The sequence below is a fragment of the Paeniglutamicibacter sp. Y32M11 genome (genome assembly GCF_019285735.1).
GTDB lineage: Bacteria > Actinomycetota > Actinomycetes > Actinomycetales > Micrococcaceae > Paeniglutamicibacter.
Window position 1 is genome coordinate 3,146,754 of sequence record NZ_CP079107.1, and the last position, 21,628, is coordinate 3,168,381.

The 21,628-nt window shown below is 62.7% G+C and carries 19 protein-coding genes and 1 riboswitch; of the genes, 6 read left to right on the top strand and 13 right to left on the bottom strand.

Features of this window, described 5'->3' with window-relative positions; genetic code table 11:
- The first annotated feature begins 147 nt into the window (after nt 1–147).
- Both KUF55_RS13975 and KUF55_RS13980 read left to right on the top strand, forming a co-directional pair.
- Nucleotides 148–1,428, top strand: a complete 1,281-nt coding sequence (locus KUF55_RS13975; protein ID WP_218816969.1) for a YibE/F family protein — start codon at nt 148–150, stop codon at nt 1,426–1,428.
- 124 nt (nt 1,429–1,552) lie between these two features.
- Nucleotides 1,553–2,566, top strand: a complete 1,014-nt coding sequence (locus KUF55_RS13980; RefSeq protein ID WP_218816970.1) for a metal ABC transporter solute-binding protein, Zn/Mn family — start codon at nt 1,553–1,555, stop codon at nt 2,564–2,566.
- Between the two features lie 107 nt (nt 2,567–2,673).
- Here KUF55_RS13980 and KUF55_RS13985 read toward each other — a convergent pair whose 3' ends face one another.
- The 9 genes from KUF55_RS13985 to KUF55_RS14025 form a co-directional block, all read right to left on the bottom strand.
- Nucleotides 2,674–3,819, bottom strand: a complete 1,146-nt coding sequence (locus tag KUF55_RS13985; RefSeq protein WP_218816971.1) for a hypothetical protein — start codon at nt 3,817–3,819, stop codon at nt 2,674–2,676.
- Between the two features lie 197 nt (nt 3,820–4,016).
- Nucleotides 4,017–5,375 (bottom strand): magnesium transporter, encoded by a 1,359-nt coding sequence (gene mgtE / locus KUF55_RS13990; protein ID WP_218816972.1) that lies wholly within the window; start codon nt 5,373–5,375, stop codon nt 4,017–4,019.
- A 474-nt stretch (nt 5,376–5,849) separates the two neighbouring features.
- Complete coding sequence (locus tag KUF55_RS13995) at nt 5,850–6,356, bottom strand: GNAT family N-acetyltransferase (protein WP_218816973.1); 507 nt, start codon at nt 6,354–6,356, stop codon at nt 5,850–5,852.
- 67 nt (nt 6,357–6,423) lie between these two features.
- Nucleotides 6,424–7,833 carry an L-serine ammonia-lyase gene (locus KUF55_RS14000; RefSeq protein ID WP_132359288.1) on the bottom strand — a complete coding sequence of 470 codons (1,410 nt, stop codon included), beginning with the start codon at nt 7,831–7,833 and terminating at the stop codon, nt 6,424–6,426.
- A gap of 142 nt (nt 7,834–7,975) precedes the next feature.
- On the bottom strand, nt 7,976–9,295 hold the full coding sequence (glyA, locus tag KUF55_RS14005; RefSeq protein WP_132359290.1) for a serine hydroxymethyltransferase: 1,320 nt from the start codon (nt 9,293–9,295) through the stop codon (nt 7,976–7,978).
- On the bottom strand, nt 9,292–9,672 hold the full coding sequence (gene gcvH, locus KUF55_RS14010) for a glycine cleavage system protein GcvH (RefSeq protein WP_132359292.1): 381 nt from the start codon (nt 9,670–9,672) through the stop codon (nt 9,292–9,294). The genes glyA and gcvH overlap by 4 nt, the downstream gene beginning before the upstream one ends.
- Before the next feature lie 88 nt (nt 9,673–9,760).
- A complete protein-coding gene (gcvT, locus tag KUF55_RS14015) occupies nt 9,761–10,873 on the bottom strand; it encodes a glycine cleavage system aminomethyltransferase GcvT (protein ID WP_132359294.1) in 1,113 nt (370 codons plus the stop codon).
- A gap of 39 nt (nt 10,874–10,912) precedes the next feature.
- The gene (gene gcvP / locus KUF55_RS14020) at nt 10,913–13,750 is read right to left on the bottom strand and encodes an aminomethyl-transferring glycine dehydrogenase (RefSeq protein ID WP_218816974.1); all 2,838 of its coding nucleotides are present in this window, start codon (nt 13,748–13,750) and stop codon (nt 10,913–10,915) included.
- Nucleotides 13,751–13,933: 183 nt separating this feature from the next.
- Nucleotides 13,934–14,034: riboswitch (glycine riboswitch) on the bottom strand.
- A 195-nt stretch (nt 14,035–14,229) separates the two neighbouring features.
- A complete protein-coding gene (locus KUF55_RS14025; protein WP_218816975.1) occupies nt 14,230–14,538 on the bottom strand; it encodes a hypothetical protein in 309 nt (102 codons plus the stop codon).
- 218 nt (nt 14,539–14,756) lie between these two features.
- Here KUF55_RS14025 and KUF55_RS14030 point away from each other — a divergent pair, with 218 nt between their 5' ends.
- Nucleotides 14,757–15,434 (top strand): NADPH-dependent F420 reductase, encoded by a 678-nt coding sequence (locus KUF55_RS14030; protein WP_255557054.1) that lies wholly within the window; start codon nt 14,757–14,759, stop codon nt 15,432–15,434.
- Nucleotides 15,435–15,533: 99 nt separating this feature from the next.
- On the opposite strand, the gene KUF55_RS14035 is transcribed toward KUF55_RS14030, so the two are convergent.
- Both KUF55_RS14035 and KUF55_RS14040 read right to left on the bottom strand, forming a co-directional pair.
- Nucleotides 15,534–16,256, bottom strand: coding sequence for a VIT family protein (locus KUF55_RS14035; RefSeq protein ID WP_132359300.1), 723 nt, complete (start codon nt 16,254–16,256; stop codon nt 15,534–15,536).
- A gap of 82 nt (nt 16,257–16,338) precedes the next feature.
- Nucleotides 16,339–17,115 carry an SGNH/GDSL hydrolase family protein gene (locus KUF55_RS14040; protein ID WP_218816976.1) on the bottom strand — a complete coding sequence of 259 codons (777 nt, stop codon included), beginning with the start codon at nt 17,113–17,115 and terminating at the stop codon, nt 16,339–16,341.
- Nucleotides 17,116–17,336: 221 nt separating this feature from the next.
- Between KUF55_RS14040 and KUF55_RS14045 the strand changes: the two genes are divergently transcribed.
- The 3 genes from KUF55_RS14045 (at nt 17,337) to KUF55_RS14055 (ending at nt 19,300) form a co-directional block, all read left to right on the top strand.
- Complete coding sequence (locus KUF55_RS14045; protein ID WP_218816977.1) at nt 17,337–17,936, top strand: hypothetical protein; 600 nt, start codon at nt 17,337–17,339, stop codon at nt 17,934–17,936.
- 62 nt (nt 17,937–17,998) lie between these two features.
- Nucleotides 17,999–18,688 carry a YcnI family protein gene (locus KUF55_RS14050; RefSeq protein WP_218816978.1) on the top strand — a complete coding sequence of 230 codons (690 nt, stop codon included), beginning with the start codon at nt 17,999–18,001 and terminating at the stop codon, nt 18,686–18,688.
- Between the two features lie 3 nt (nt 18,689–18,691).
- Entirely contained in the window at nt 18,692–19,300 is a 609-nt protein-coding gene (locus KUF55_RS14055) for a copper resistance CopC family protein (protein ID WP_218816979.1), read from the top strand.
- 108 nt (nt 19,301–19,408) lie between these two features.
- On the opposite strand, the gene KUF55_RS14060 is transcribed toward KUF55_RS14055, so the two are convergent.
- Together KUF55_RS14060 and KUF55_RS14065 are read right to left on the bottom strand one after the other, a co-directional pair.
- A complete protein-coding gene (locus tag KUF55_RS14060) occupies nt 19,409–20,572 on the bottom strand; it encodes a serine hydrolase domain-containing protein (RefSeq protein WP_255557055.1) in 1,164 nt (387 codons plus the stop codon).
- 36 nt (nt 20,573–20,608) lie between these two features.
- Nucleotides 20,609–21,574, bottom strand: a complete 966-nt coding sequence (locus KUF55_RS14065) for a ribonuclease HI family protein (RefSeq protein WP_218816980.1) — start codon at nt 21,572–21,574, stop codon at nt 20,609–20,611.
- Between the last annotated feature and the right edge of the window lie 54 nt (nt 21,575–21,628).

Sequence of the window (21,628 nt, forward strand, 5' to 3'; positions counted from 1 at the left end):
AACGACGTTGAGAACGGGCACCCGAGCCAGTGGAAAACCAGCCGCAGACACGTGGTGCCCCCCGGTTCTTGTTGAATCGCTACACTGTTCTCTTGGGCCTCTCGTGGGGAAAATCCGGCCCGCAATCGATCTGGAGCTGAACCGTTTATGGGTGGACACCACCATGGAGATGTACTTGTTGACCCGGTGCGGCGCCGCCGCGCCAACCTGATCCTCTGGATCCTGCTGGCCCCCATCGGCATATTGGCGTTCGTGGCCACCCTGATGCTGTGGCCCCAGGGCAATGTCGCGGCCGGGATTCTTGATAACCCCTATGGCACGGCCGAGGGGGTTGAACTGTCCATCGGGACGGTGACCCGCACCGTGAATGAACCATGTCTCTCCAGCGCCGGATTAGAAGACGTCGGAGGCACCGAGCTGCTCTGCGATATCTCCTACATTTCCCCGGATGCCGGCGGCGCATCGTTCCCCATGGAGGTGCCGCCGGAGACCACGCAGTCCCGTCCCCTGGAGCAGGGTGACCGGATCAAATACCTCGATCTGTCCCAGACCGCTTCCAATACCGGAGCCCCCTACGTCTTTGTTGACTTTGTGCGGTCCACGCCGTTAGCACTGCTGGGAATCCTCTACGCGGTGGTGGTGTGCTTGGTCGCACGCTGGCGCGGATTACGCGCTCTGGCCGGACTGATCGGTGGCTTGACCTTCATTGTCACCTTCATGGTTCCGGCCCTGTTGGAGGGCAAATCCCCCATGTTGGTGGGCCTCACTACCTCGACCGTCGTGATGTTTGCCGCCTTGTATTTTGCGCACGGTTTTTCGGCCAGAACCTCCACCGCACTGTTGGGGACGCTCTTCGGTTTGGGTGTCACCGCCGCCATTGCGGTGTGGGCAACGGATGCCGCGGCCCTCACCGGGGCCACCGACGAATCGGCCATGACGCTCAGTACCGTGGTGCCGAATCTCAGCCTCTCGGGACTATTACTCTGTGGTCTGCTCATTGCCGGAATGGGTGTGCTTAACGATGTGACCATCACCCAATCATCGGCCGTGTGGGAACTGGCGGAGATCGCTCCGCATTCCACGGCCCGGGAACTTTTCACCTCGGGCATGCGCATTGGCCGCGACCATATCGCCTCGACCGTTTACACCATCGCCTTCGCCTATGCGGGGGCCGCCCTACCGATTTTGGTCTTGGTTAGCCTGTACAACAGGCCGCTGATTGACACCCTCACCACCGGACAGATGGCCGAGGAGGTCATCCGCATTCTGGTCGGCTCCATCGGTCTGGTGCTGGCCATCCCCGTCACCACGGCGATCGCCGTGGCCGCGGTCAAGGCCACCGGAACCGGCGGAAGCAAGCCGACGGCGGAGCTTCCCAAGCCATCGGGGCGCCGTGCACTACAGGTTGAGAGCAGCGACCTGCATTAGTCTCGGTGCGGGTCGCGGTGGTCTCGTGATCCAGACCCACCGGACCGATAATGCAAATGATTCTTGTTTAAGTTAGTCTGGTAAGCAGATAGTCCACGACTCGCTCCAAAGGAATAGCTCGCCCATGAACCGCCAGACACTTCGCCTGCTCCCCCTCGCCATCGCCGGCACCCTTGCCCTGGCCGCCTGCGGAAACACCAGTACCGCGGAAGCTCCCGCCGCGGCAGCCGGAGAACTCCAGGTAGTCACCAGCACCACCGTGTACGCGGATCTGGTCCAGCAGATTGGCGGCGATCAGGTCAAGGTCACCCCCATCATCGATTCGGCGGCGAAGGATCCTCACTCCTACGAGGCGACGTCCCGCGACAAGCTCACCATGTCCAAGGCCCAGCTGGTGGTCGCCAATGGCGGCGGATACGACGAATTCATGAACGTTTTGGCCACGGATCTGAAAATTGATGACTCAACGCTCATCAACGCCGTCGATACTTCGCCCGTCGCCCTGGTGGAAGAAGAAGAGGAGGAGGAGGGTCACGACCACGCCGAGGACAGCGCGGCCAGCGAATCCGCGGAAACCGGCGGGGAGGCAGATCCTCATGTCGGCCACAATCACGCAGCCTACAACGAGCATGTTTGGTACGACGTCGAGTCAATGCAATTGCTCAGCAATGAGATCACCAAGCATCTCTCCGAGCTGAAGCCGGAGGCAGCAGCCACCTTCGAGGCCAATGCTGCGGAACTCACTCAGAAGCTGAAGGGTTTGAGCACCGAGCTCACCAGTCTGGGGAAGAAGCTGGATGGCAAGCACTTCGCCATGACCGAGCCCGTCCCCTTCCACCTGCTCGAAGATCTGGGCATGAGCGATGCAACCCCGGAGGGGCTGAGCGAATCCATCGAGGGTGACGGTGAAATTTCGCCCCAGGCCTTCAACCAGATGGGTACGCTGCTGACCGGCGGAGACATCGATGTGCTGGCCTACAACACGCAGACGCAAAGCCCGCAGACCGAGCGCATTCGCGAGCAGGCCACCAGCGCCAAGGTGCCGGTCGTTGACTTCACCGAAACCCTACCGGACAACACGGATTACGTGACCTGGATGGAATCGAACATTCACGCCCTTGAGGTCCTGGCCAAGTAGCCAGCGTGCGCATCACTTCACGTGATGCGACAAAGGTCCGTAGGTCTTTCGAACCATGTGGTTCGAAAGACCTACGGACCTTTGCTAGTTGATGCGTTGCGCGGTTCCTAGGCGCTGGCCTGAGCGGTCTGCGGCCAGCGCAGCAACGCCGCGATGCCCACACCACCGGGCAGCACCCCGGCCGGAACATAACGGATGCTGGCGTCGGTGAGCGCCGTCGCACGCAACAGCACCTCCGGAGCCGGCCAGGAACCAATGACCAATTCGGCGTGGTCCTCCGCTTCTTCGCTGAGCAGCCACGGATCGGCCTTGAGCGCGATCAGCGTCTGATCATCCTGGTATTCGCTGACCAACACCGTTTCCACCTGCGCCTGTTGTAGCGCCGCGACAACGCTCTCAAAGCCCAGGGCAAGGTCGGTCCGCCCATTGCCACTGCGGTTTGATACTCGGGCGGAGAGTTCCTGGAGGTCTCGGCCCAGCACCTCATCCACCTTTTCCTGCACGGCTTGGGCAAAGGCCCGCTGATCGGCGCCGCCGGTGCGGGTATGTTGCTCAAGAATGCTGGTGATCGGCTTGTTTGCTGCCCCGAGTTTGCTGGCGACTAATTCGCGGGCCTTAATATCTCCGGCGAGCACAATCAGTCGAACCTGATGATCTCGGGCCAACTCATCAATCTGCTGAGCCAGATCCTCGGCATTTCGCCGCCAGATTTCTTCGGTGCTGGATTGGTTTTTCGGTTCATCGTAGCGTCCCGGAACCTTGCGGGCGTGGTGTGCTTCCTCGGGATCGCCGGTGACCCCGCGACTTTCCTCGGCTCCCTTCACCGAGGAGTGGTAGAGCCGCACCTCTCCGCCGTCCTTGCTGGCTTCGGCCACCAGATAGGGGAACTGTCCACCGCGGGCCCGCGCGAGGGCCACCAGATTCGGGAAGGGTCCACAATTAATATCGGGGGTTTGCACATTCAAGCCGCTGATCACTTCATCCAGCACCACTTCGCCGTTGTTTACCGCCACAAATCGTGCCACCGGCGAAGCATGTCCGGCGGCCGGAACCAAAACTTCGGTGAGTGCAAGAATGTCGGCCTCGGTTGCCTGCTGCGAACCGAGGATTTTTCTCACCTTCTCAGGGAGGGCGTCAACCGCTTCCTGAGCCGCGGTTGTTCCGAGTGAAACGTCTACCAGGGCCGTGCACCATTGGCCCTCTCGACGGTAAAGCGTGGCGTCGATTCCTGTGGAACCTGCGCGTGATGTCATGAGGGAACTCCTTCCAACGCGGGGAAGCCCGCGTGACCAATCGATCCTTCTGCTCACCGTAGCACCGCTTGATGCCTTGCCGAAAGGGGCTGTTGAAAAGGGTTTTTAGTCGGTACGCTTTACTCCTCAGGGCACCGCGAGCGGTCCCCAAAACGCCGTTATCAACCTCAATTTTCGGGTTTTGGGGCCGCTCGTGACTACAGTCCCAGAATGGTGCTGGCGACCAGGAAGTAGATGATCAGGCCGGTGGCATCCACGAAGGTGGAGATGAACGGATTGGAGAATACCGCCGGATCCGCGCGCACCGCCTTGCCCAGCAGCGGCATCAACCCGCCCAGGCTCGCCGCCATGGTGCAGACTCCCAGGAGCGTCAACCCGATAACCAGGCCCAAGGGCACGGTGAAGGCCAGGGCGGCAATCACAAAGCCCAGGGATCCGAGCAACAATCCCAGCAGCGCACCAACCCGGACCTCGCGGGTGAAGACCTTAAAGACATCTCGGGGACGGACATCGCCCAGCGCGAGCGCCCGGGTAATGGTGGTCGCCGCCTGATTCCCGGTGTTGCCACCGGTGCCAATCAGCAGCGGGATGAACAAGGAGAGCACCACCTGCGCCTCGAGTGTTGCCTCGAAGGCACCGATGACCTTCACCGTGAGCGTCGCGCCAAGTGCCAGAACCAACAGCCAGACGACGCGGGCCTTGACGATCGAACGCACCGGGGTAGCCAGGTAGGGCCGACGCAACGGCTCACTGCCGCCGGAGCGTGCAGCGTCCTCGCTCTCCGCATCCTCCAGAATCCGCAGCGCATCATCCACCGTCAGGATGCCGACCAGGCGATCGCCCTCGTCAATGACCGGGAGCACCAACACCTTCGTTTCGGCGCAGTACCGTGCCGCATCCTCAACGTTCATCGATGCCACCACGCTCAGTGGCTTCTTCATGATCGAGCTGATGCTTGTGCTCGGATCGGCCCGCAGGACATCGCGCAGGGAGATGACCCCGATCAGCCGTGCCTGCGCATCGATGACCGGGATGGTGTAAATGCTCTCCGCGTCATCGAGCCTGGCGCGCACCCGTTCCAGGGTGGCGCCCGCGTCGAGTGTCGGATCGGTGGTGACAAATTCCGGGCTCATAAAGCGTCCCACGGCCCGGTGCGGGTAGCTGCGCACGGCCGTGGTCAGTGTCCGTGAACGCTCATCCAGTCCGTGCATCAGCGCGGCCACCATGGATTCGGGAAGTTCATCGGCAAGTGCCACGCGGTCATCCGGGCGCATCAAGGCAAACACCGTTGCGGCTTCGGTCTCGCTGAGCTGCTCAACGATCTCCACCTGCAGTGAGGTGTCGAGGCGGTCAAAAACGTGCTGGGCCACCTCGGGGCGAAGCGCCGCATAAACTAGTCCGCGCTCGGCGGCGTTCAGCCGCTCATACTGTTCGATGACTTCGGTGGTATCCAACGGTGCCAGGGCGGAGACGATCCCTCGATCATCGTGAGCCGTCAGCGCGTGAGCGAGCTGATCGGTGGTGATATCAAAGGATGTGCTGGGAGATTTGATCATGATCCGGGTCCCTCCGGTGGGGGCATACGCAGTCAAACGCGTTAAGACGCGGCGCATGCCAGTCATGGGTGGTGTGGGGGTATATCTTCACCGCAACCGCGAGGCACCCACGCACCAAAACCAGACATCATTTCCCGGATGATCCACGGCCCACCTCTGCCACCTCAAACGTAGCGGCGCCACATGGACGCAACACCCATGGCTGGGCGAAAGGAGTTAGAACCGAACCTCGGAGAGGATGACGCTGGCACGGCGGTGAGACACACGCGGTGCGATAGATCGACTTGGAACGTCGTCCATGCGTGCTCTCACCTCCTTCGGGCGCTTCGGCTAACTTCTGGGGATCCTCGGGTGAACTGCGTCCCCCGAGGGGCAGGCAGATACCCGGATCATTAAGGGGTACGCCCCCATCCTAGGCACAGTGCTCGGCACTAAGCCAACGGCTGTGTCCGAGCTCTCAGCGCGAGTGCGCTCCTAGTGGGTGGGAACCCAGTAGCGATTGGTCATCCCGTCGCTGGCCTCAACGACGTTTTCCAACACTCCCCCATTGGCTTCGATGGTGCCGGCGGAGGCAATATTGTCCACCCGGCAGGTCACCAGCGCGCTCTCGATGCCCCGCTGAGCCAAGACGTGCAGCGACTGGCGCAGGATTTGGGTCGCATAACCTCGGCGGCGATGTTGTGGCCGCACCGCATAACCAACATGACCACCAACGGATCGCAGGTGATCGTTGAGTTCAAATCTGATGCAGGTGCGCCCCACCAGTTCACCGTCAACAAAGGCGCCCCAGAGTGCGGACTTCACCCATCCCGGTGGCAAGCCCAGGCCTTGTTCGTGGGCGGCGAGCTGCTCCAGATACTCAGCAAAACCGCGCCGGCTCGAGTATCCCAGGAGGAAGTCAAAGTCATCGGCATCCAGCTCGGTGCGCGCAGCGAGCGCAGCGTCGCTGTCCTGGAGGGTGAAAGGTCTAATCAGAAGCATGTTGTGAAGAGTATCAGGCGGGTGTCCCGCGATGGGACACCCGCCCGGTAATCGTGCGGCTAGAGAACTAGCACTCGATGACGTTCACGGCCAGACCGCCCAGGGCGGTTTCCTTGTACTTCGAGCTCATGTCCTTGCCGGTTTCGCGCATGGTGATGATGACCTCGTCGAGCGTGACGTGGTGCTGTCCGTCGCCCATCAGCGCCATCTTGGCGGCGTTGATGGCCTTGGAGGCGGCAATGGCGTTGCGTTCGATGCAGGGAATCTGCACCAGCCCGCCAATCGGATCGCAGGTCAGGCCAAGGTTGTGTTCCATGGCGATTTCCGCGGCGTTCTCCACCTGGTCCACGGTGCCGCCCAAAATCTCGGCGAGTCCGCCGGCGGCCATCGAGGAGGCCGAACCGACCTCACCCTGGCAGCCGACCTCGGCGCCGGAGATGGAGGCCTGCTCCTTGTAGAGCACACCGATGGCGGCTGCGGTGAGCAGGAAGCGCACGATCACGTCATCGCGTTCCTCCTGGTTCCAGTACTTGGCCCCGGGTGCGTAGTGGGTCGCGTAGAACATCACCGCGGGGATGATGCCCGCTGCCCCATTGGTCGGGGCCGTGACCACACGACCGCCGGAGGCATTTTCCTCGTTGACGGCAAGGGCCACCAGGTTCACCCATTCCTGCCAGAACACCGGATCGCGGTCCTTGTCTTCCTTGGCCAGGCGTCGGTGCCATTCCGGAGCGCGGCGACGGACCTTCAACCCACCGGGCAGCACACCCTCACGTTCCAGGGAGGCATCCTTGCAATCCTCCATGACCTGCCAAATGTGCAACAGCCCGGCGCGGATCTCTTCCTTGGAGCGGTAGACCTCTTCGTTGGCGGCCATCACCCCGGCGATGGACAGGCCCGAGGTGGCGCAGTGTTCCAGCAGCTTGGCCGCGGTGGTGAAGGGGTAGGGCTGCGCGTTGAGTGCGTCCTCGAGGTTGGCAGCAAGCTTTTCTTCGGCGCCCTCGCGCACGATGAAGCCACCGCCCACCGAGAAGTAGGTATCTTCGGCCAAAACGTTGCCGTCGGCATCCAATGCCGCCATCTTCATGCCGTTGGTGTGCCGTGCCAGCACGGTCAGCGGGTGCTGGATCATGTCCTCAACCTTGTAGTCGAGTTCCTTCACCGCGCCCAGTGCCTTGCAGAGCTGAAGTTTGCCCGTGGCGGCCATGGCGTCCAGGCGCTCATCCACCTCGGAGGGCAGGATGGCTTCGGGTTCATAGCCTTCCAAGCCCAGCATGATGGCGGTGAAGGTTCCATGGCCTCGGCCCGTCGCCGCGAGGGATCCGTAGACATCAACGCGTAGCGATACGGTATGCGCGAGGTGCTCTTCGCGGACAAGTTTTGAAGCAAAGGCGTAGGCGGCCCGCATCGGTCCCACGGTGTGCGACGACGATGGCCCGATACCTACGGTGAAAAGGTCAAAAACGCTGATAGCCATGGAACATGCTTCCTTCAGGAGTGTTACTGGTTGGTGTCGATAGCTGGTGGTGCGGGGAAAGACTAAGGTGCTGCGCATAAACCGCAAGCCCGGGCTCCATGCGGATTCCCGGGCTCGCGGTCACATGATGTGCGGTACCGAGTTAGGCCAGTTTGGCCAGTTCCGGGTACAGCGGGTGGGCGTTCGCCAGGGCATGCACACGGTCCTTCAGGGCCGCGAGGGTAGCCTCGTTGTTCTCCTGCGTGCCAGCGATGAGGGTCTCGGCAATGATGTCCGCGACCTCCACAAACGCTGCCTCGGAGAAACCACGCGTCGCCAGTGCCGGGGTGCCAATACGCAACCCCGAGGTGACCATCGGCGGACGCGGATCAAAGGGAACCGCATTACGGTTCACCGTGATCTCCACCTTCGCCAACAGATCTTCACCCTGCTGCCCATCCAGCTCCGAATGACGCAAATCCACCAGGACCAGGTGCACATCGGTGCCACCGGTGAGCACCGAAATGCCTACCGCAGCAACATCCGGAGCACCCAAACGCTCGGCCAGAATGTGAGCACCGGCCAGCGTACGGACCTGACGATCCTTGAACTCCTCGGACGCGGCGATCTTAAACGCCACGGCCTTACCGGCAATCACATGCTCCAACGGGCCACCCTGCTGACCGGGGAACACCGCAGAATTAATCTTCTTGGCGATATCCGCATCGTTGGTCAGGATGATCCCGCCACGCGGACCGGCCAGCGTCTTATGCGTCGTGGAGGACACCACGTGAGCGTGCGGCACCGGTGAGGGGTGCAACCCGGCGGCAACCAACCCGGCGAAGTGCGCCATGTCCACAAACAGGTACGCACCGACCTTGTCGGCAATCGCACGGAAGCGTTCGAAGTCCAACTGCCGCGGGTAGGCGGACCAGCCGGCAACAATCATCTTCGGGGAGTGCTCAATGGCCAGGGCTTCAACCTTGTCCATGTCCACCACCAGGGTGTCCTCTTCCACGCCGTACGGGACGATGTTGTAGAGGCGGCCGGAGAAGTTGATCTTCATGCCGTGGGTCAGGTGACCACCGTGCGCCAGGTTCAGGCCCATGATGGTGTCACCCGGACGGATCAGCGCGTGCATCACCGAGGCGTTCGCCTGGGCGCCGGAGTGCGGCTGCACGTTCGCGTATTCGGCACCGAAGAGGGCCTTGACCCGCTCGAGGGCCAGAGTTTCCACCACGTCGACCTCTTCGCAGCCACCGTAGTAGCGGCGTCCCGGGTATCCCTCGGCGTACTTGTTGGTCAGCACCGAACCCTGCGCCTGCATCACGGCTAAGGCCGTGTGGTTCTCCGAGGCGATCATTTCCAGGCCACGCTGCTGGCGAGCCAGCTCGGCGTCGATCCGCTCCGCAATCTCCGGATCCAACGTCCCAATGTCCTGCGTCAGCGACGCAGGAGCAAGGGATTCGAACACTGCGGTCACGCTACGTCGCCGCCGTTTGCCGAAGCGTAGTCGGCTGCCGAGAGCAGCGGGCCTTCTTCGGTGACCTCAACGGTGAAGAGCCAGCCGGCACCGTACGGGTCTTCGTTCAGGATAGCCGGGTTGTCGATGGCTTCCTGGTTGACCTCAACGATGGTGCCGGTGACCGGAGCGAACAAATCGGAGACCGACTTGGTCGATTCGACCTCACCACAGGTTTCGCCGGCGGTGACGGTGTCGCCAACCTCGGGAAGGTCAACGTACACAACGTCGCCCAGTGCATCTGCCGCAACGGCGGTGATGCCGACCTTGGTCGGGGTCGAGGCATCGACCCATTCGTGCTCGGCCGAGTAACGAAGGGAGGCAAGAACCTTGCTCATGGGGGTATTTCCTCTCAAAGAATGTGGGTAAAGAAGTTAGCCGGTAACCGGTGGCGGAAGACGATTAGCGTCCCCGCCACCGACAACGTTACTTGGCTCGGGTGTAGAACGGCAGTGAAACGACTTCAAAGGCCTCGGGCTTGCCACGAAGGTCAACATCGACCTTCGTACCAACCTCGGCAAAGGCGGGTTCCACGTAGGCCATGGCCACGGGGAATCCAAGGGTCGGCGACGGCTGGCCGGAGGTGATGGCGCCAATCTGCGCCCCATCTACGGACACCGCGTAACCGCCGCGACCCGCGCGCCGGCCCAGACCCTTCAGGCCCACCAACACACGCTTGGGACCTTCGGCCTTGATGGCTTCCAATGCCGCGCGGCCCACAAAGTTCTCTTCCTTCTTGAAGGAGACGATGGGGCCAAGGTTGGCCTCGAAGGGGTTACCTTCAAGGGACAATTCGTTGCCGTACAGCGGCATGCCGGCCTCAAGGCGCAGCGAGTCGCGGCAGGCCAAACCGGCGGGGATCAGTCCGTGGGCGGTGCCCGCGTTCATGACTGCGTCCCAGAGTTCGGCGGCCTGCTCGTTCGGCACATACAGCTCGAAGCCGTCCTCGCCGGTGTAACCGGTGCGTGCCAACAGCACGTTGATACCGGCAACGGTGAGTTCATCCGCGGCGTAGTAGTTCATCTCGGTCACCACGGCCTTGCCGGCCTCGTCAACCAGTTCGTGCAAGATGGCCACGGCGTTCGGGCCCTGCACGGCGATCAACGAGGTTTCGGCGGAGGCATCGGTGACGGTGACGTCGAAGCCTGCCGCGCGTTCGGCCAATGCCGCGGCAACCACCGGGGCGTTGCCCGCGTTGGGTACCACGAGGAACTTTTCTTCCCCGCGGCGGTAGGTGATCAGGTCATCGATGATGCCGCCGGCTTCGTTGCAGATCACCGAGTACTTGGCCTTACCGACCTTCATCACTGCCATGTTCCCGGCCAGCGCGGTATTCAGGAAGGTTGCTGCTGCAGGTCCTTCGACCCAGACTTCGCCCATGTGGGAGAGGTCAAAGAGGCCGGCGGTGGCGCGCACTGCATTGTGCTCAGCCAATTCCGAACCGTACTTCAGCGGCATGTCCCAGCCACCGAAGTCGGTGAAGGACGCGTTGAGTTCCGCATGCTTGGCATGCAGTGAGGTTTTTTTCGGGTCGCTCATCAAGCTACCTTTCGTGGGGCTAAATAATGAGTGGCGGTTTTAGTCTTCGAAAGCTTCGGGCGACGGGCAGGAGCAGATCAGGTTACGGTCGCCACCGGCGCCATCGATGCGTCCGACGGCCGGGAAGTACTTATCCACGCGCAGGGCGTGAACCGGGAAGGCTGCCTGCTCGACGGTGTACTTGCGATCCCAGGCGCTGTTGACCACTGCTGCCACGGTGTGCGGGGCATTACGCAGCGGGGATTCTTCGATGGTGAATTCTCCGGCGAGCACCTGCTGCATTTCGGCGTAGATGGCGATCATGGCTTCGATGAAGCGTTCGATCTCGCCCAGGTCCTCGGACTCGGTCGGCTCCACCATCAAGGTGCCGGCAACCGGGAAGGAGAGGGTCGGGGCGTGGAAGCCGAAGTCGATCAGGCGCTTGGCCACGTCCTCGGCGGTGACGCCGGTCTTGTTGGTCAGCTCGCGCAGATCCAGGATGCACTCGTGTGCGACCAGACCCTTGTTGCCGGTGAACAGGATCGGGAAGTACTCGTTGAGCTTCGAGGCGATGTAGTTCGCCGAGAGGATCGCGGTCTTGGTGGCGTCGGTCAGTCCTTCGCCGCCCATCATCGCGATGTAGGCCCAGGAGATCGGCAGCACGCCGGCGGAGCCGAACATGGTGGCGACCACGGGGATGCCGTCGCGGATCGAGTAGCTGCCCGAGGCGTCGCCCGGCAGGAACGGGATCAGGTGCTCGGCAACGCCGATCGGGCCCACGCCCGGTCCGCCGCCACCGTGCGGGATGCAGAAGGTCTTGTGCAGGTTCAGGTGCGAAACGTCGCCGCCGAACTGACCTGGCTGGGCGAGGCCCACCAGGGCGTTCATGTTGGCGCCGTCAATGTAGACCTGGCCACCGGCCGCGTGGACCTTGTCGCAGACCTCGCGCACATCGGCGTCGTACACACCGTGGGTGGAGGGGTAGGTGATCATGATGGCGGCAAGGACGTCCTTGTTTGCCTCGATCTTGGCATCCAGGTCCGCTGCGTCGATGGTTCCATCGGCGGCGGTCTTGACCACAACTACCTTCATGCCGGCCAGTACTGCCGAGGCGGCGTTGGTGCCGTGGGCGGAGGCCGGGATCAGGCAGACGGTGCGGGCAGTATCGCCGTTGGAGAGGTGGTAACCACGAATGGCCAGCAGGCCAGCGTATTCGCCCTGGGATCCGGCGTTGGGCTGGATGGAGACCCCGGCGTAGCCGGTGATGGTGGTCAGGCGACCCTCGAGGTCGGTGATCAGTTCGCGCCAGCCCTCGGTCTGGTGCGCCGGGGCGTACGGGTGGATCGAGGCGAATTCCGGCCAAGAAATGGATTCCATTTCGGCGGTGGAGTTCAGCTTCATGGTGCATGAGCCTAGCGGGATCATGGTGCGGTCCAGCGACAGGTCGCGGTCCGAGAGCTTGCGCAGGTAGCGCAGCATCTGGGTCTCGGACTTGATGGTGTTGAAGATCGGGTGGCTGAGGTAATCGCTGGTGCGCTGCACGGCGGTGGGCAGTTCAAAGCCCTCTGCGGTGAAGGACTCGCCGGTGATGCCGAAGGCCGCAGCGATGGCAGCAACGTGAGCGGAGGTGGTGGCCTCATCGGTGGAGATACCCACGGTGGTTTCATCCACGCGGCGCAGGTTGATGCCGGCTTCCTCGGCCTTGGTGATGATGGCTTCGGCGTCACTCACCTTCACCTGAACGGTGTCGAAGAAGGAATCCGAGGCCAGTTCCAGGCCGGCACCGGAGAGCAGGGTGGCGATGGTGCGGGCGTGGTTGTGGGCACGCTGAGCGATACGCTTCAGGCCGGCCGGGCCGTGGTACACGGCGTACATCGAGGCCGTGATGGCCAGCAACGCCTGGGCGGTGCAGATGTTGGACGTGGCCTTTTCGCGGCGGATGTGCTGCTCGCGGGTCTGCAGTGCCAGGCGGTAGGCCGGGTATCCGGCGTCATCCTTGGACACACCCACCAGGCGGCCGGGCAGCTGACGTTCCAGACCGGTGCGCACGGCCAGGTAGGCGGCGTGCGGGCCACCGAAGAACAGCGGAACACCGAAGCGCTGGGTGTTACCCACGGCGATGTCGGCACCCTGCTCGCCCGGGGCGGTGATCATGGTCAGGGACAGGATGTCGGCGGCAACGGTGACCATCGCACCGCGTTCCTTGGCTGCTGCGATGATGGCGGTGTGGTCAACCACGGCGCCGTTGTTGCCCGGCTGCTGCAGCACGATGCCGGAGATGTCACCCTCGGGCAAACCGGCGGACAGATCGGCGATTTCGACCTCGAAGCCCAGGGCCTCGGCGCGGCCGAGCACCACGGCGATGGACTGCGGGAAGAGGTTGGCATCCAGCACGGTCTTGGCGGAGCCCTTGGCCTTGTTGGCGCGGCGCATCAGCAGAACGGACTCGGCGACGGCCGAGGCTTCATCCAGCATCGAGGCATTGGCGATCGGCATCGCGGTCAGGTCCATGACCATGGTCTGGAAGTTGATGAGGGCCTCGAGGCGGCCCTGGGAGATTTCCGGCTGGTACGGGGTGTACGCGGTGTACCAGGCTGGATCCTCGAGCACGTTGCGCAGGATGACCGGCGGGGTGTAGGTGTCGGAGAAGCCCTGACCAATCATCTGGGTCTTCATCACGTTTTTGTTGGCCAGCACGCGCAGGTCGGCCAGAACTTCGGCTTCGGTGCGGGGGGTGGGCAGATCCAATGGCTCGGACTGACGAATATCGGCCGGTACGGCCGTGTCGACGAGTTCGTCGATGGAGGAATAACCAAGCTGCGAAAGCATGGTGTCAATGTCGCTGCCCTGGGGGCCAATATGGCGGGCGACGAACTCAGCGGACGGGGTCACGGTCATGGGGAACTCCATTGGGTCATCGGCGTGCGTGCACACCGAACGAGCTGCAAGTTCCTCCCCGACCCTGTTGCTGTGACCTGAGAGTTTCCGCGATGTTCCGCATCCTAGTGGGGATCCGGCACACGCTTGCACCTTCGGTGAGCAGCACCGCCGCGAGGCGATGTTACTTCTTTCCAGAGTTGCCTCTTCGCGGCGGTACGGGGGCCTGAGAGTTTCCCGGGGAGGAATTGCTCCTACGGCGCCCGACCAACTTTCGCTGAACGGGACTCTCCCGCCGCATGTCAGTGGCTGTGCCTCGTGAGAGGCACGGCTCTTATCCTACCGGCGAAGCGTGAGCTAAACAACATGGATTACTTCGTCCCAAGCCAGCATCGAGGTTTGCGGATGAAGCGGAGAACTTTCGGCTCCCGGCCGACACTTTCTCGCCCTGCGACGTGGCGAATTGTCCTTGAGCTCTGCCCGTTGTCATCGTTCTCGAGTTAGCAGTTGGGCTTGGCCTCGACGCGCGGTCCGACGTCGATGGAATACGGAAGTCCCCACGCGTTGCTGTAGCGCAGGCGCACGGCGCACAGCGAGGACTCGTGGTTTAGCTCGACGGGTTCAAGGGCCATGAGGATCGAAGCACCGGGCCCGTCACCGAGGGTGGCCGGCAGCTCGGTGAGGGAAAGCCAAGCGGTCCGCAGATCCGGGTCATTCTCCCCCACCGGGTACTCCCCTGACCCGAGCCACGCACCGTCGTGCAGGATGCCGGATCCGGCCAGTACGAGCAAGATGGTTCCAAAGCCCACTTCGCCCGGCCCTGCTCGAACCTAGCTTCAATTTTCTATATCCCTCGGCAATACTGCCAACCTTTGCTGACGTCACCGGCGCAATTCTTGCTGCAGGCCATCATTCCCGCCCGCGCGCCAGAAATGGATGCCTCGTGATCAACAGAAACTACTTGACACATCAACCTTTTGGTTCTATCGTTTTTATTGAACCTTCAACTAAACGGATTGAGGATCTGATGAAGAACTTCCTCGCTCAACTCTTCGGAAAGAAGCACATCATGAACATCGACGTCACCATCATCGGTACCGGCAGCATGGGCCGCGCACTCGCCACCCGCACCATCGCTGCGGGCAAGAATCTTCAGGTCCTAGCCCGCTCCACCGAGACCGCTGCAACCTTCGCCGCAGAACTCGGCTCGGGTATCACCAGCGGCAATACCACCGAGGCTCCGGCCGGCCAGATCGTCATTCTGGCCCTACCCTTCGACGCGGCCAAGGAATACGTCACGGCCCAGGGTGCGGCACTGGATTCCAAGATCGTCATCGACATCTCCAACCCCGTGGACTTCTCCACCTTCGATTCGCTGACCACTGCCGCGGGCAGCTCCGCCGCCGAGGACATCTCCGCACTCACCTCCGCCACCGTGGTGAAGGCCTTCAACACCACCTTCGCCGGACCGCTGACCACAGGCTCCGCCGAGGGAACTCCGCTCGACGTTTTTGTTGCCGGTGAGGAATCAGCCCGCAACACTGTCGCTTCCTTCATCACCGCCGCTGGCATGCGTCCGATCGAGGTGGGCGGCCTGCACCACGCCCGTGAGCTCGAGGGCTTCCAGCTGTTGGTCATGGCCATGCAGGTCAACCCGGCACTGCCCGACTTCAACTGGGGCACCGCGCTGAAGATTGTTGGCTAATTTCCCCCTCCACGGAGCGAGTTAGCTCCGCCAGATGGGAGCCGGAAGACCAATATGGTCTACCGGCTCTCATCTTTTTTTAATCCCGAGAAAAACGAGCTAAATCAGCCCGGAGGTACCCAGCCAGGTGCCAAGAGCAAAGGTGACGGCCAGTGCGGCCGCCCCACCGATCAGCACCCGCAGCGTCGGGCGCAGTATCGGCGCCCCGCCCAGCTTGGCACCGAGCCCACCGGTAATACCCAAGGCCAATAGCACGGCAACAATGGTGATCGGGATCCGTAGGTCCACGGGCAGGAAGACCGCCGTGGCAAAAGGTAATATCGCACCCACGGTAAAGGCCAGCGCCGAGGCCAGGGCGGCATGCCACGGGTTCAGCACCTCGTCCTCATCCAATTGAAGCTCGGCATCCAGATGAGCCTTCAGCGCATCGTGCGCCGTCAGCTCCTGGGCTACGAGACTCGCGGTGGCCGGGCTGAGTCCCTTGGCCTCGTAGAGTCCGGTGAGTTCGGCCAGCTCTTCGGCCGGCATTTCCGCTAACTCACGACGTTCCTTTTCGATGAGGGCCTTTTGTGAATCCGAGGCACTGGAGACCGAGACGTACTCCCCCAGAGCCATCGAGATGGCACCGCCAATGGCTGCCGCCGCGCCCGCGGTGAGCACCGGGCCGATTGCCGGGGTGGCACTGGCAACACCAACCACCACCGCCGCGACCGAGACGATGCCATCGTTGGCACCGAGGACTCCGGCCCGCAGCCAGTTCAGCCGTTCGGCCACTCCCTGGCCATGTGGTTCATCCTCGTGCGCACTTTCTAGCTCATTCATGGTCCCCAGCAAATCATCTTGTTGCTCCTCTGACCAGTACGTGCGCCTCGGTTGCGCCAGCGCGGCGGCCACCTACCGGGCCTCAGACCCCGGACGGCACCTGGAGCGAGGTGAAGTGCGGGTATTTGGGACTCAGGGCATCACCCGATGAGGTTCCGGTCAGTCGACGCTTCACCCAGGGCACCAGGTGTTCCTTGGCCCAGGCGGCATCCTCACGCAGCTTATTTAGGCGCGTGAGCGCGGCAGCGTCGGTGAGTACCGGCAGCGGAATTCGCGACTGGTTGCCGAGGAGCTCAAGCACTTTTGCGGCCATGAGGGTATGCCCGGCGGTGTTCATGTGCAGTCGATCGGTGGCCCAATAGCGGAGGTCAGAAAATTCACGCCAGCGCCAGTAGTCGGCGATCAGCGCGCCGGTGTCCTCGGCGATCTCACGCACCGCTTCGTTGTAGATGGCGGTACGTCCGCGGGTGGTACCGAAGATGGCCGAGTCCCCGGAGTCGAAACCGGTAAAAAGCACCAGGGTGGCCCCGCTGTCGGCCAGCTTGATGATCATCTGCCGATACCTGAGCATCAATGCGTCGATGTCCACAGCTGGGCGCAAAATGTCGTTTCCACCCACATACAGCGTGATCAGTGTCGGCTTCAGGGCCAGCGCCGCCGGTAGTTGCTCGATGATCACCTGGTTAATTTTTTTGCCGCGGATGGCCAGATTGGCGTAACCCCAGCTCGGATCCGCACACAACACCTCGGCGACCCGATCGGCCCAACCGCGCACCTGGTTCGGACGTTGCGGTTCCACGTCACCCATGCCCTCGGTGAAGGAGTCGCCCAATGCCAAATATCGATTCGTAAATTCCACGGCTCTAGCCTAGCCCCGCAGTCCGCCGCGATCGGAAACGGCCGCCCGGGTGGGAGGACTCCCGCGCACCCTCAGCCGGGTCTTGGCCGAGTTGTTGACGATGTGTTGTTAGCCAAGACTTGGGCGGATGGCGCATGAGCGTCCGATTAAGCCAAATTGCCGACCACAACATACAGTGGGGAGCGACTTTTACACGCGATAGAAAAGCAGGGGGTGCTGCCATGCCGGAACGGCACGCACGCATGCTCCGTGCCGCCGTGGTGAGCCTGGTCGTGCTGCTACTTTCCGCCGGCGCGCACCTGGGCGGCGGCGGCAACCTGCCGCACCCCGGTGTCCTGCTCGGGCTCGGCGCCCTGACCATGCTCTCGGTGACGGTCCTCGCCAAACGGCGGCTCAGGCTTCCGGCCCTGCTGACGGTCTTGGGTGGCGGGCAATTCGCACTCCACCATGCCTTTGGCCTGCTGAGCAGCACGGCCACCACCATGGTGTGCCATCCGGATGCCACGCACAGTGGACATTCCGCGGCGCTGAGTTGTGCGCTCGGGTCGACCGAAATTCAATCCCACGCCCACGCCGGCGAAATCAACATCGCCATGTTCGCGGCCCACGTCATTGCCACCCTGGCTGCCGCGATGCTGATTGCCCGTGGTGAAGAAGCGCTGGGCGCGGTAGCCCGTTGGCTGCGCCCCCTGTTCACGGTGTTGCAGCCCTCCCCCATCGATCCACCGGCTCGCCTCGCTCCGGTGCTCACCGTGCCCCGCCTGCATGCGGTGGCTTTCCTGATCTCTCCGCCTTTGCGCGGACCACCTGCCTTTCGCTGATTCCGACTTCTTCCCATATTTCGTGCCCGCCCCATGGGGTCGTGCACAGCGAAAGGCATGCCATGAAACTCCGTCGTACCCTCTTTGTGTCCGCAGCAACCGCCGGTCTGATGGCCGTTGGCTTGGCTTCGGCCAGCGCCCACGTCACCGTCACCCCCGATACCACCGATGCCGGCGCATATTCCGTGTTGACCTTCGCGGCCTCACACGGCTGCGAAGGCTCACCCACCTCCAGTTTCACCATCTCGATCCCCGAGTCCATCAGCGACGCCAAACCCACCATCTATCCCGGCTGGGACGTGAAAAAGGTCGAGGAAAAGTTGAGCGAACCCATGACCACCGCCGATGGGTCCACCGTGACCAAGCACATTGGCAAGATCATCTACACGGCCACAACACCGTTGGAAGACGGTTACCGGATGGCCTTTGAGGTCCAGGTCAAGAATCCCGATTCCTCGGGTGAAATCCTGGCCTTCCCCACGCTGCAGAGCTGTGTGAAGGGCCAGACCGATTGGTCCCAGCTGCCGGCCGAAGGTGCTGACCCGCACGAGCTTGAGGCGCCCGCCCCGAGCTACACGCTGACGGCTGCCAGCGCTCAGGCAGAGCATCACGGAGCCGGAGCGCCGTTGGTGCCGGCGTCGGAGAATACTGCCTCCCCGGTTCCCGGTTACCTGGGTCTGGGCGCCGGAGTCTTGGGATTGCTGACCGGTGGCGTGGCTCTGAGCCGCACCCGCAAAAACGCGGGCAAGTAACCCATGATGATGGATTCCCCCGAGCTGCGGCGATTCGGTCTCCTGCGTGCGGTGCGTCGATCACTCGCCGTAACGCTCACCCTGGGGTTAACTCTGTTGCTTCCGGTATCGGCTGCCTCGGCACACGATGTCCTCACGGGAACGGTTCCTTCGAACGGGCAAACGGTGAAGGTGCTCCCGAAAGCCATTGAGCTGTCCTTTAACAACATGCCGCTGGCCATCGGGACCGAGGTGGCCATCGAGGATACCGCGGGAAAGAACTGGGCCTCCGGCGAGGTCAAGATCGTGGACAACGTCGTTAGCCAACCGCTGCTCCCCGCAACACCCGGTGGGAAGTACACGGTGAACTGGCGGGTGGTGTCCTCCGATGGACATCCGATCGAGGGCACCTTTGTCTTCATCGCGGCGGCCGGCGGTGCCGGGGCTACGTCGGCCCTGACACCGGCGTCGGAACCGGCAGCGGATTCCGTTGCTGAGCCGCAAGCGCCAGCATCCGGTGCCTTCCCCGTGAGCCCGCTCATCGGATCGTTCGTGGTGCTGCTGGCTCTGGTGCTGGCACTGATCGTGGTGCGGTATCTGCGACGGCGAAAGCAGAGTCACGGTTCCGAGTGATGTGAGGAACCGATAAGGGGAAGAATCAGCCGTTGCACGGTTGGTTCTTCCCCTTATTCATTCCACCGATTCCGCCGTGGATCCAGGCCACCACGGCGGTGTGGCGTTTTAGCCGCCGAGCAGCACCTGACGGGTCAGGACGCTCAGGCGTCCGCCGCGCGATCCGGTGCCGTTGGGCTCGCCGCGCGCCGGAATATAACCGAATGCCAGCCCGTAGGCCGGGTCGGCATAGGACAGCGAGCCGTTGGCGCCGTCGTGGCCGAAGGCCCAGGCGGAGCCAAAGTCGTTAACCGGATGGGCCTTCATGAAGCCAATGCCAAAGGCTCCCGGGGCCGACCTGGCCCGATCAATGCCATAAACCTGATCCTGCGAGACGGCGGTGATGGTCGCCGGTGTCAGGAACGGTGCATGTTCGTCCCCCGCCTCATCAACAAAACCTGTGGTTGCTGCCGCGTAGAGCCGCGCCAACCCCTGGGCATTGGCCACCCCACCAATGGCTGCGAGTCCGGCCTCACGGATGGCGCGGACGTTTGGCACCTCGAGGATTTCAAAACTCGGACCCTGCGGTCCATCAAAGCCACCGGTGGAATTCAGCGCCAGGCCCAGCGGTGAATAGGGGTCAATGAAGGGTGCCGGTTCTCCGCCTTCCGGAAGCAATACCGGAACGAAGCGCGGCTCCAGGGCCTCGGGCAGCCCCAAATAGAAGTTGATGTCGTGCGGGGCACGGATACGGCGCTCGAAGATGCTCTGCAGCGACTCCCCGGCCGCGCGACGGGCCAGTTCTTCCATGAAGACACCCATGGTTAGCGCGTGATACGAGTACGTTCCCGGGGCCGACCAGAGTGGGGTGGTAGCGGCAAGAATGCTCGCGGCCAGACGCGAATCAATCAGTTCTTCCTGGGTGAATCCGCCGTTAACGCCGGGCAGTCCGCCCTGGTGGCTCAGCAGCTGAGCCACGGTCATGCTTTCCTTGCCTCCGGCGGCAAATTCGGGCCAGTACAGGGCCACCGGCGCGGCCAGGTCAAGGATTCCTTCCTGGACCAGCAGTGCCATGACCATGGCTCCCGCTCCCTTGGAGCAGGAGAACACACCGGTCATCGACTCGGGGGTGGAATCCTGACCCACCACCGAATCAAGCACTAGGGCTCCGCCCTGGTAGATGGCCAGCTGTCCCGAATAGCTCGGGTCCTCGGCGGCGAAGGATTCCATCAGCTCGGCCACGGGGGCAAAGCGCTGATCAATGACGTGGGTTTTTTTCATCTGCGTGCTCACGTGTTCCACATTACAGATTGATGGGCGGCGCTGCGCTTAGTTCGCCAGTGTTTCCTGACGGTAGCGCAACAACCAGCTCTCCCCCACCCGCTGCCAGAAGGAGGAACACAGGACGGCACGCTCGCCGGCGAGCAAACGGTAGGCCAATTGAATCTGGTCTTCGCCCCACGGGGTCGCGGCCAAGACTTGCAGTGGGCCGCCGGCGGGAAGTGCGTGGCCACCGTCAAAGGCTGCAATGATGGAAGATCTATCGGTCAGCGATCCGTCCCGGCTGATCTCCTGAAATTCTGGGTGCAGGAACGCCAAAACCTCACCCAGATCTCCGCGCACCGTCGGGGACTGCAACTCGGTTTCCAGCTCGAAGACCATCTGCACCGCGGCCGTCGTGCTCGCCGCCGGATCGGTGGCGCGTTTGGCGCTGGCCGCCGGTGCCGGGGCGACGGGCAAAGCAGCAGCCGGGGCTCCTGCCTCCGTTCCCGGGGCGATTGGCGGTTCGGGCTCGGGGGTGATTGCGGTGCCGCCCGCAGTGCTTGCTGCGCCCTCTAGCCCGGGGCCGGAGTTCGGTTCCTTACCGGCTTGGTAGGCGGTGGCTGCATCGCGTGCCCGTACATCGGCGGCCTCGTTCAGCTCGTGTCCGGCATGGCCCTTGACCCATTCAAAGGTGTACTTGCGTCCCTTGATGGCCTCGTCGATTTCCTTGAGCAGCTCCAGATTCAGCACCGGCTTACCGTCGGATTTTTTCCAGCCCTTTTTCTTCCAACCCGGCATCCACTTGGTGACGGAGTTGATCACGTATTGCGAGTCGCAGAGGATGTGCAGATCCTCGTCGGGCAGGTGCGCGGTGGAGCGGAAGAGATCAAGAACGGCCATGAGCTCGCCCATATTGTTGGTGCCGTGTGCCCAACCACCGGAGCGCCAATGCGCATCGTCGATGTACCACGCCCATCCGGCGGGTCCTGGGTTTCCGAGTGCTGATCCGTCTGCGGCTGCGGTGATCGTCATATATCAATCCTGCCACGGCCCCACCGACGCTTTCGCCTTCACCTCCCGCCCCGG

Bases quoted from the DNA above. Each gene is read 5' to 3' on its own strand.
- KUF55_RS13975 (WP_218816969.1), top strand. From the start codon at position 148: ATGGGTGGACACCACCATGGAGATGTACTTGTTGACCCGGTGCGGCGC.
- KUF55_RS13980 (WP_218816970.1), top strand. From the start codon at position 1,553: ATGAACCGCCAGACACTTCGCCTGCTCCCCCTCGCCATCGCCGGCACC.
- KUF55_RS13985 (WP_218816971.1), bottom strand. From the start codon at position 3,819: ATGACATCACGCGCAGGTTCCACAGGAATCGACGCCACGCTTTACCGT.
- mgtE (WP_218816972.1), bottom strand. From the start codon at position 5,375: ATGATCAAATCTCCCAGCACATCCTTTGATATCACCACCGATCAGCTC.
- KUF55_RS13995 (WP_218816973.1), bottom strand. From the start codon at position 6,356: ATGCTTCTGATTAGACCTTTCACCCTCCAGGACAGCGACGCTGCGCTC.
- KUF55_RS14000 (WP_132359288.1), bottom strand. From the start codon at position 7,833: ATGGCTATCAGCGTTTTTGACCTTTTCACCGTAGGTATCGGGCCATCG.
- gcvH (WP_132359292.1), bottom strand. From the start codon at position 9,672: ATGAGCAAGGTTCTTGCCTCCCTTCGTTACTCGGCCGAGCACGAATGG.
- gcvT (WP_132359294.1), bottom strand. From the start codon at position 10,873: ATGAGCGACCCGAAAAAAACCTCACTGCATGCCAAGCATGCGGAACTC.
- gcvP (WP_218816974.1), bottom strand. From the start codon at position 13,750: ATGACCGTGACCCCGTCCGCTGAGTTCGTCGCCCGCCATATTGGCCCC.
- KUF55_RS14030 (WP_255557054.1), top strand. From the start codon at position 14,757: ATGAAGAACTTCCTCGCTCAACTCTTCGGAAAGAAGCACATCATGAAC.
- KUF55_RS14035 (WP_132359300.1), bottom strand. From the start codon at position 16,256: ATGAATGAGCTAGAAAGTGCGCACGAGGATGAACCACATGGCCAGGGA.
- KUF55_RS14045 (WP_218816977.1), top strand. From the start codon at position 17,337: ATGCCGGAACGGCACGCACGCATGCTCCGTGCCGCCGTGGTGAGCCTG.
- KUF55_RS14050 (WP_218816978.1), top strand. From the start codon at position 17,999: ATGAAACTCCGTCGTACCCTCTTTGTGTCCGCAGCAACCGCCGGTCTG.
- KUF55_RS14055 (WP_218816979.1), top strand. From the start codon at position 18,692: ATGATGATGGATTCCCCCGAGCTGCGGCGATTCGGTCTCCTGCGTGCG.
- KUF55_RS14065 (WP_218816980.1), bottom strand. From the start codon at position 21,574: ATGACGATCACCGCAGCCGCAGACGGATCAGCACTCGGAAACCCAGGA.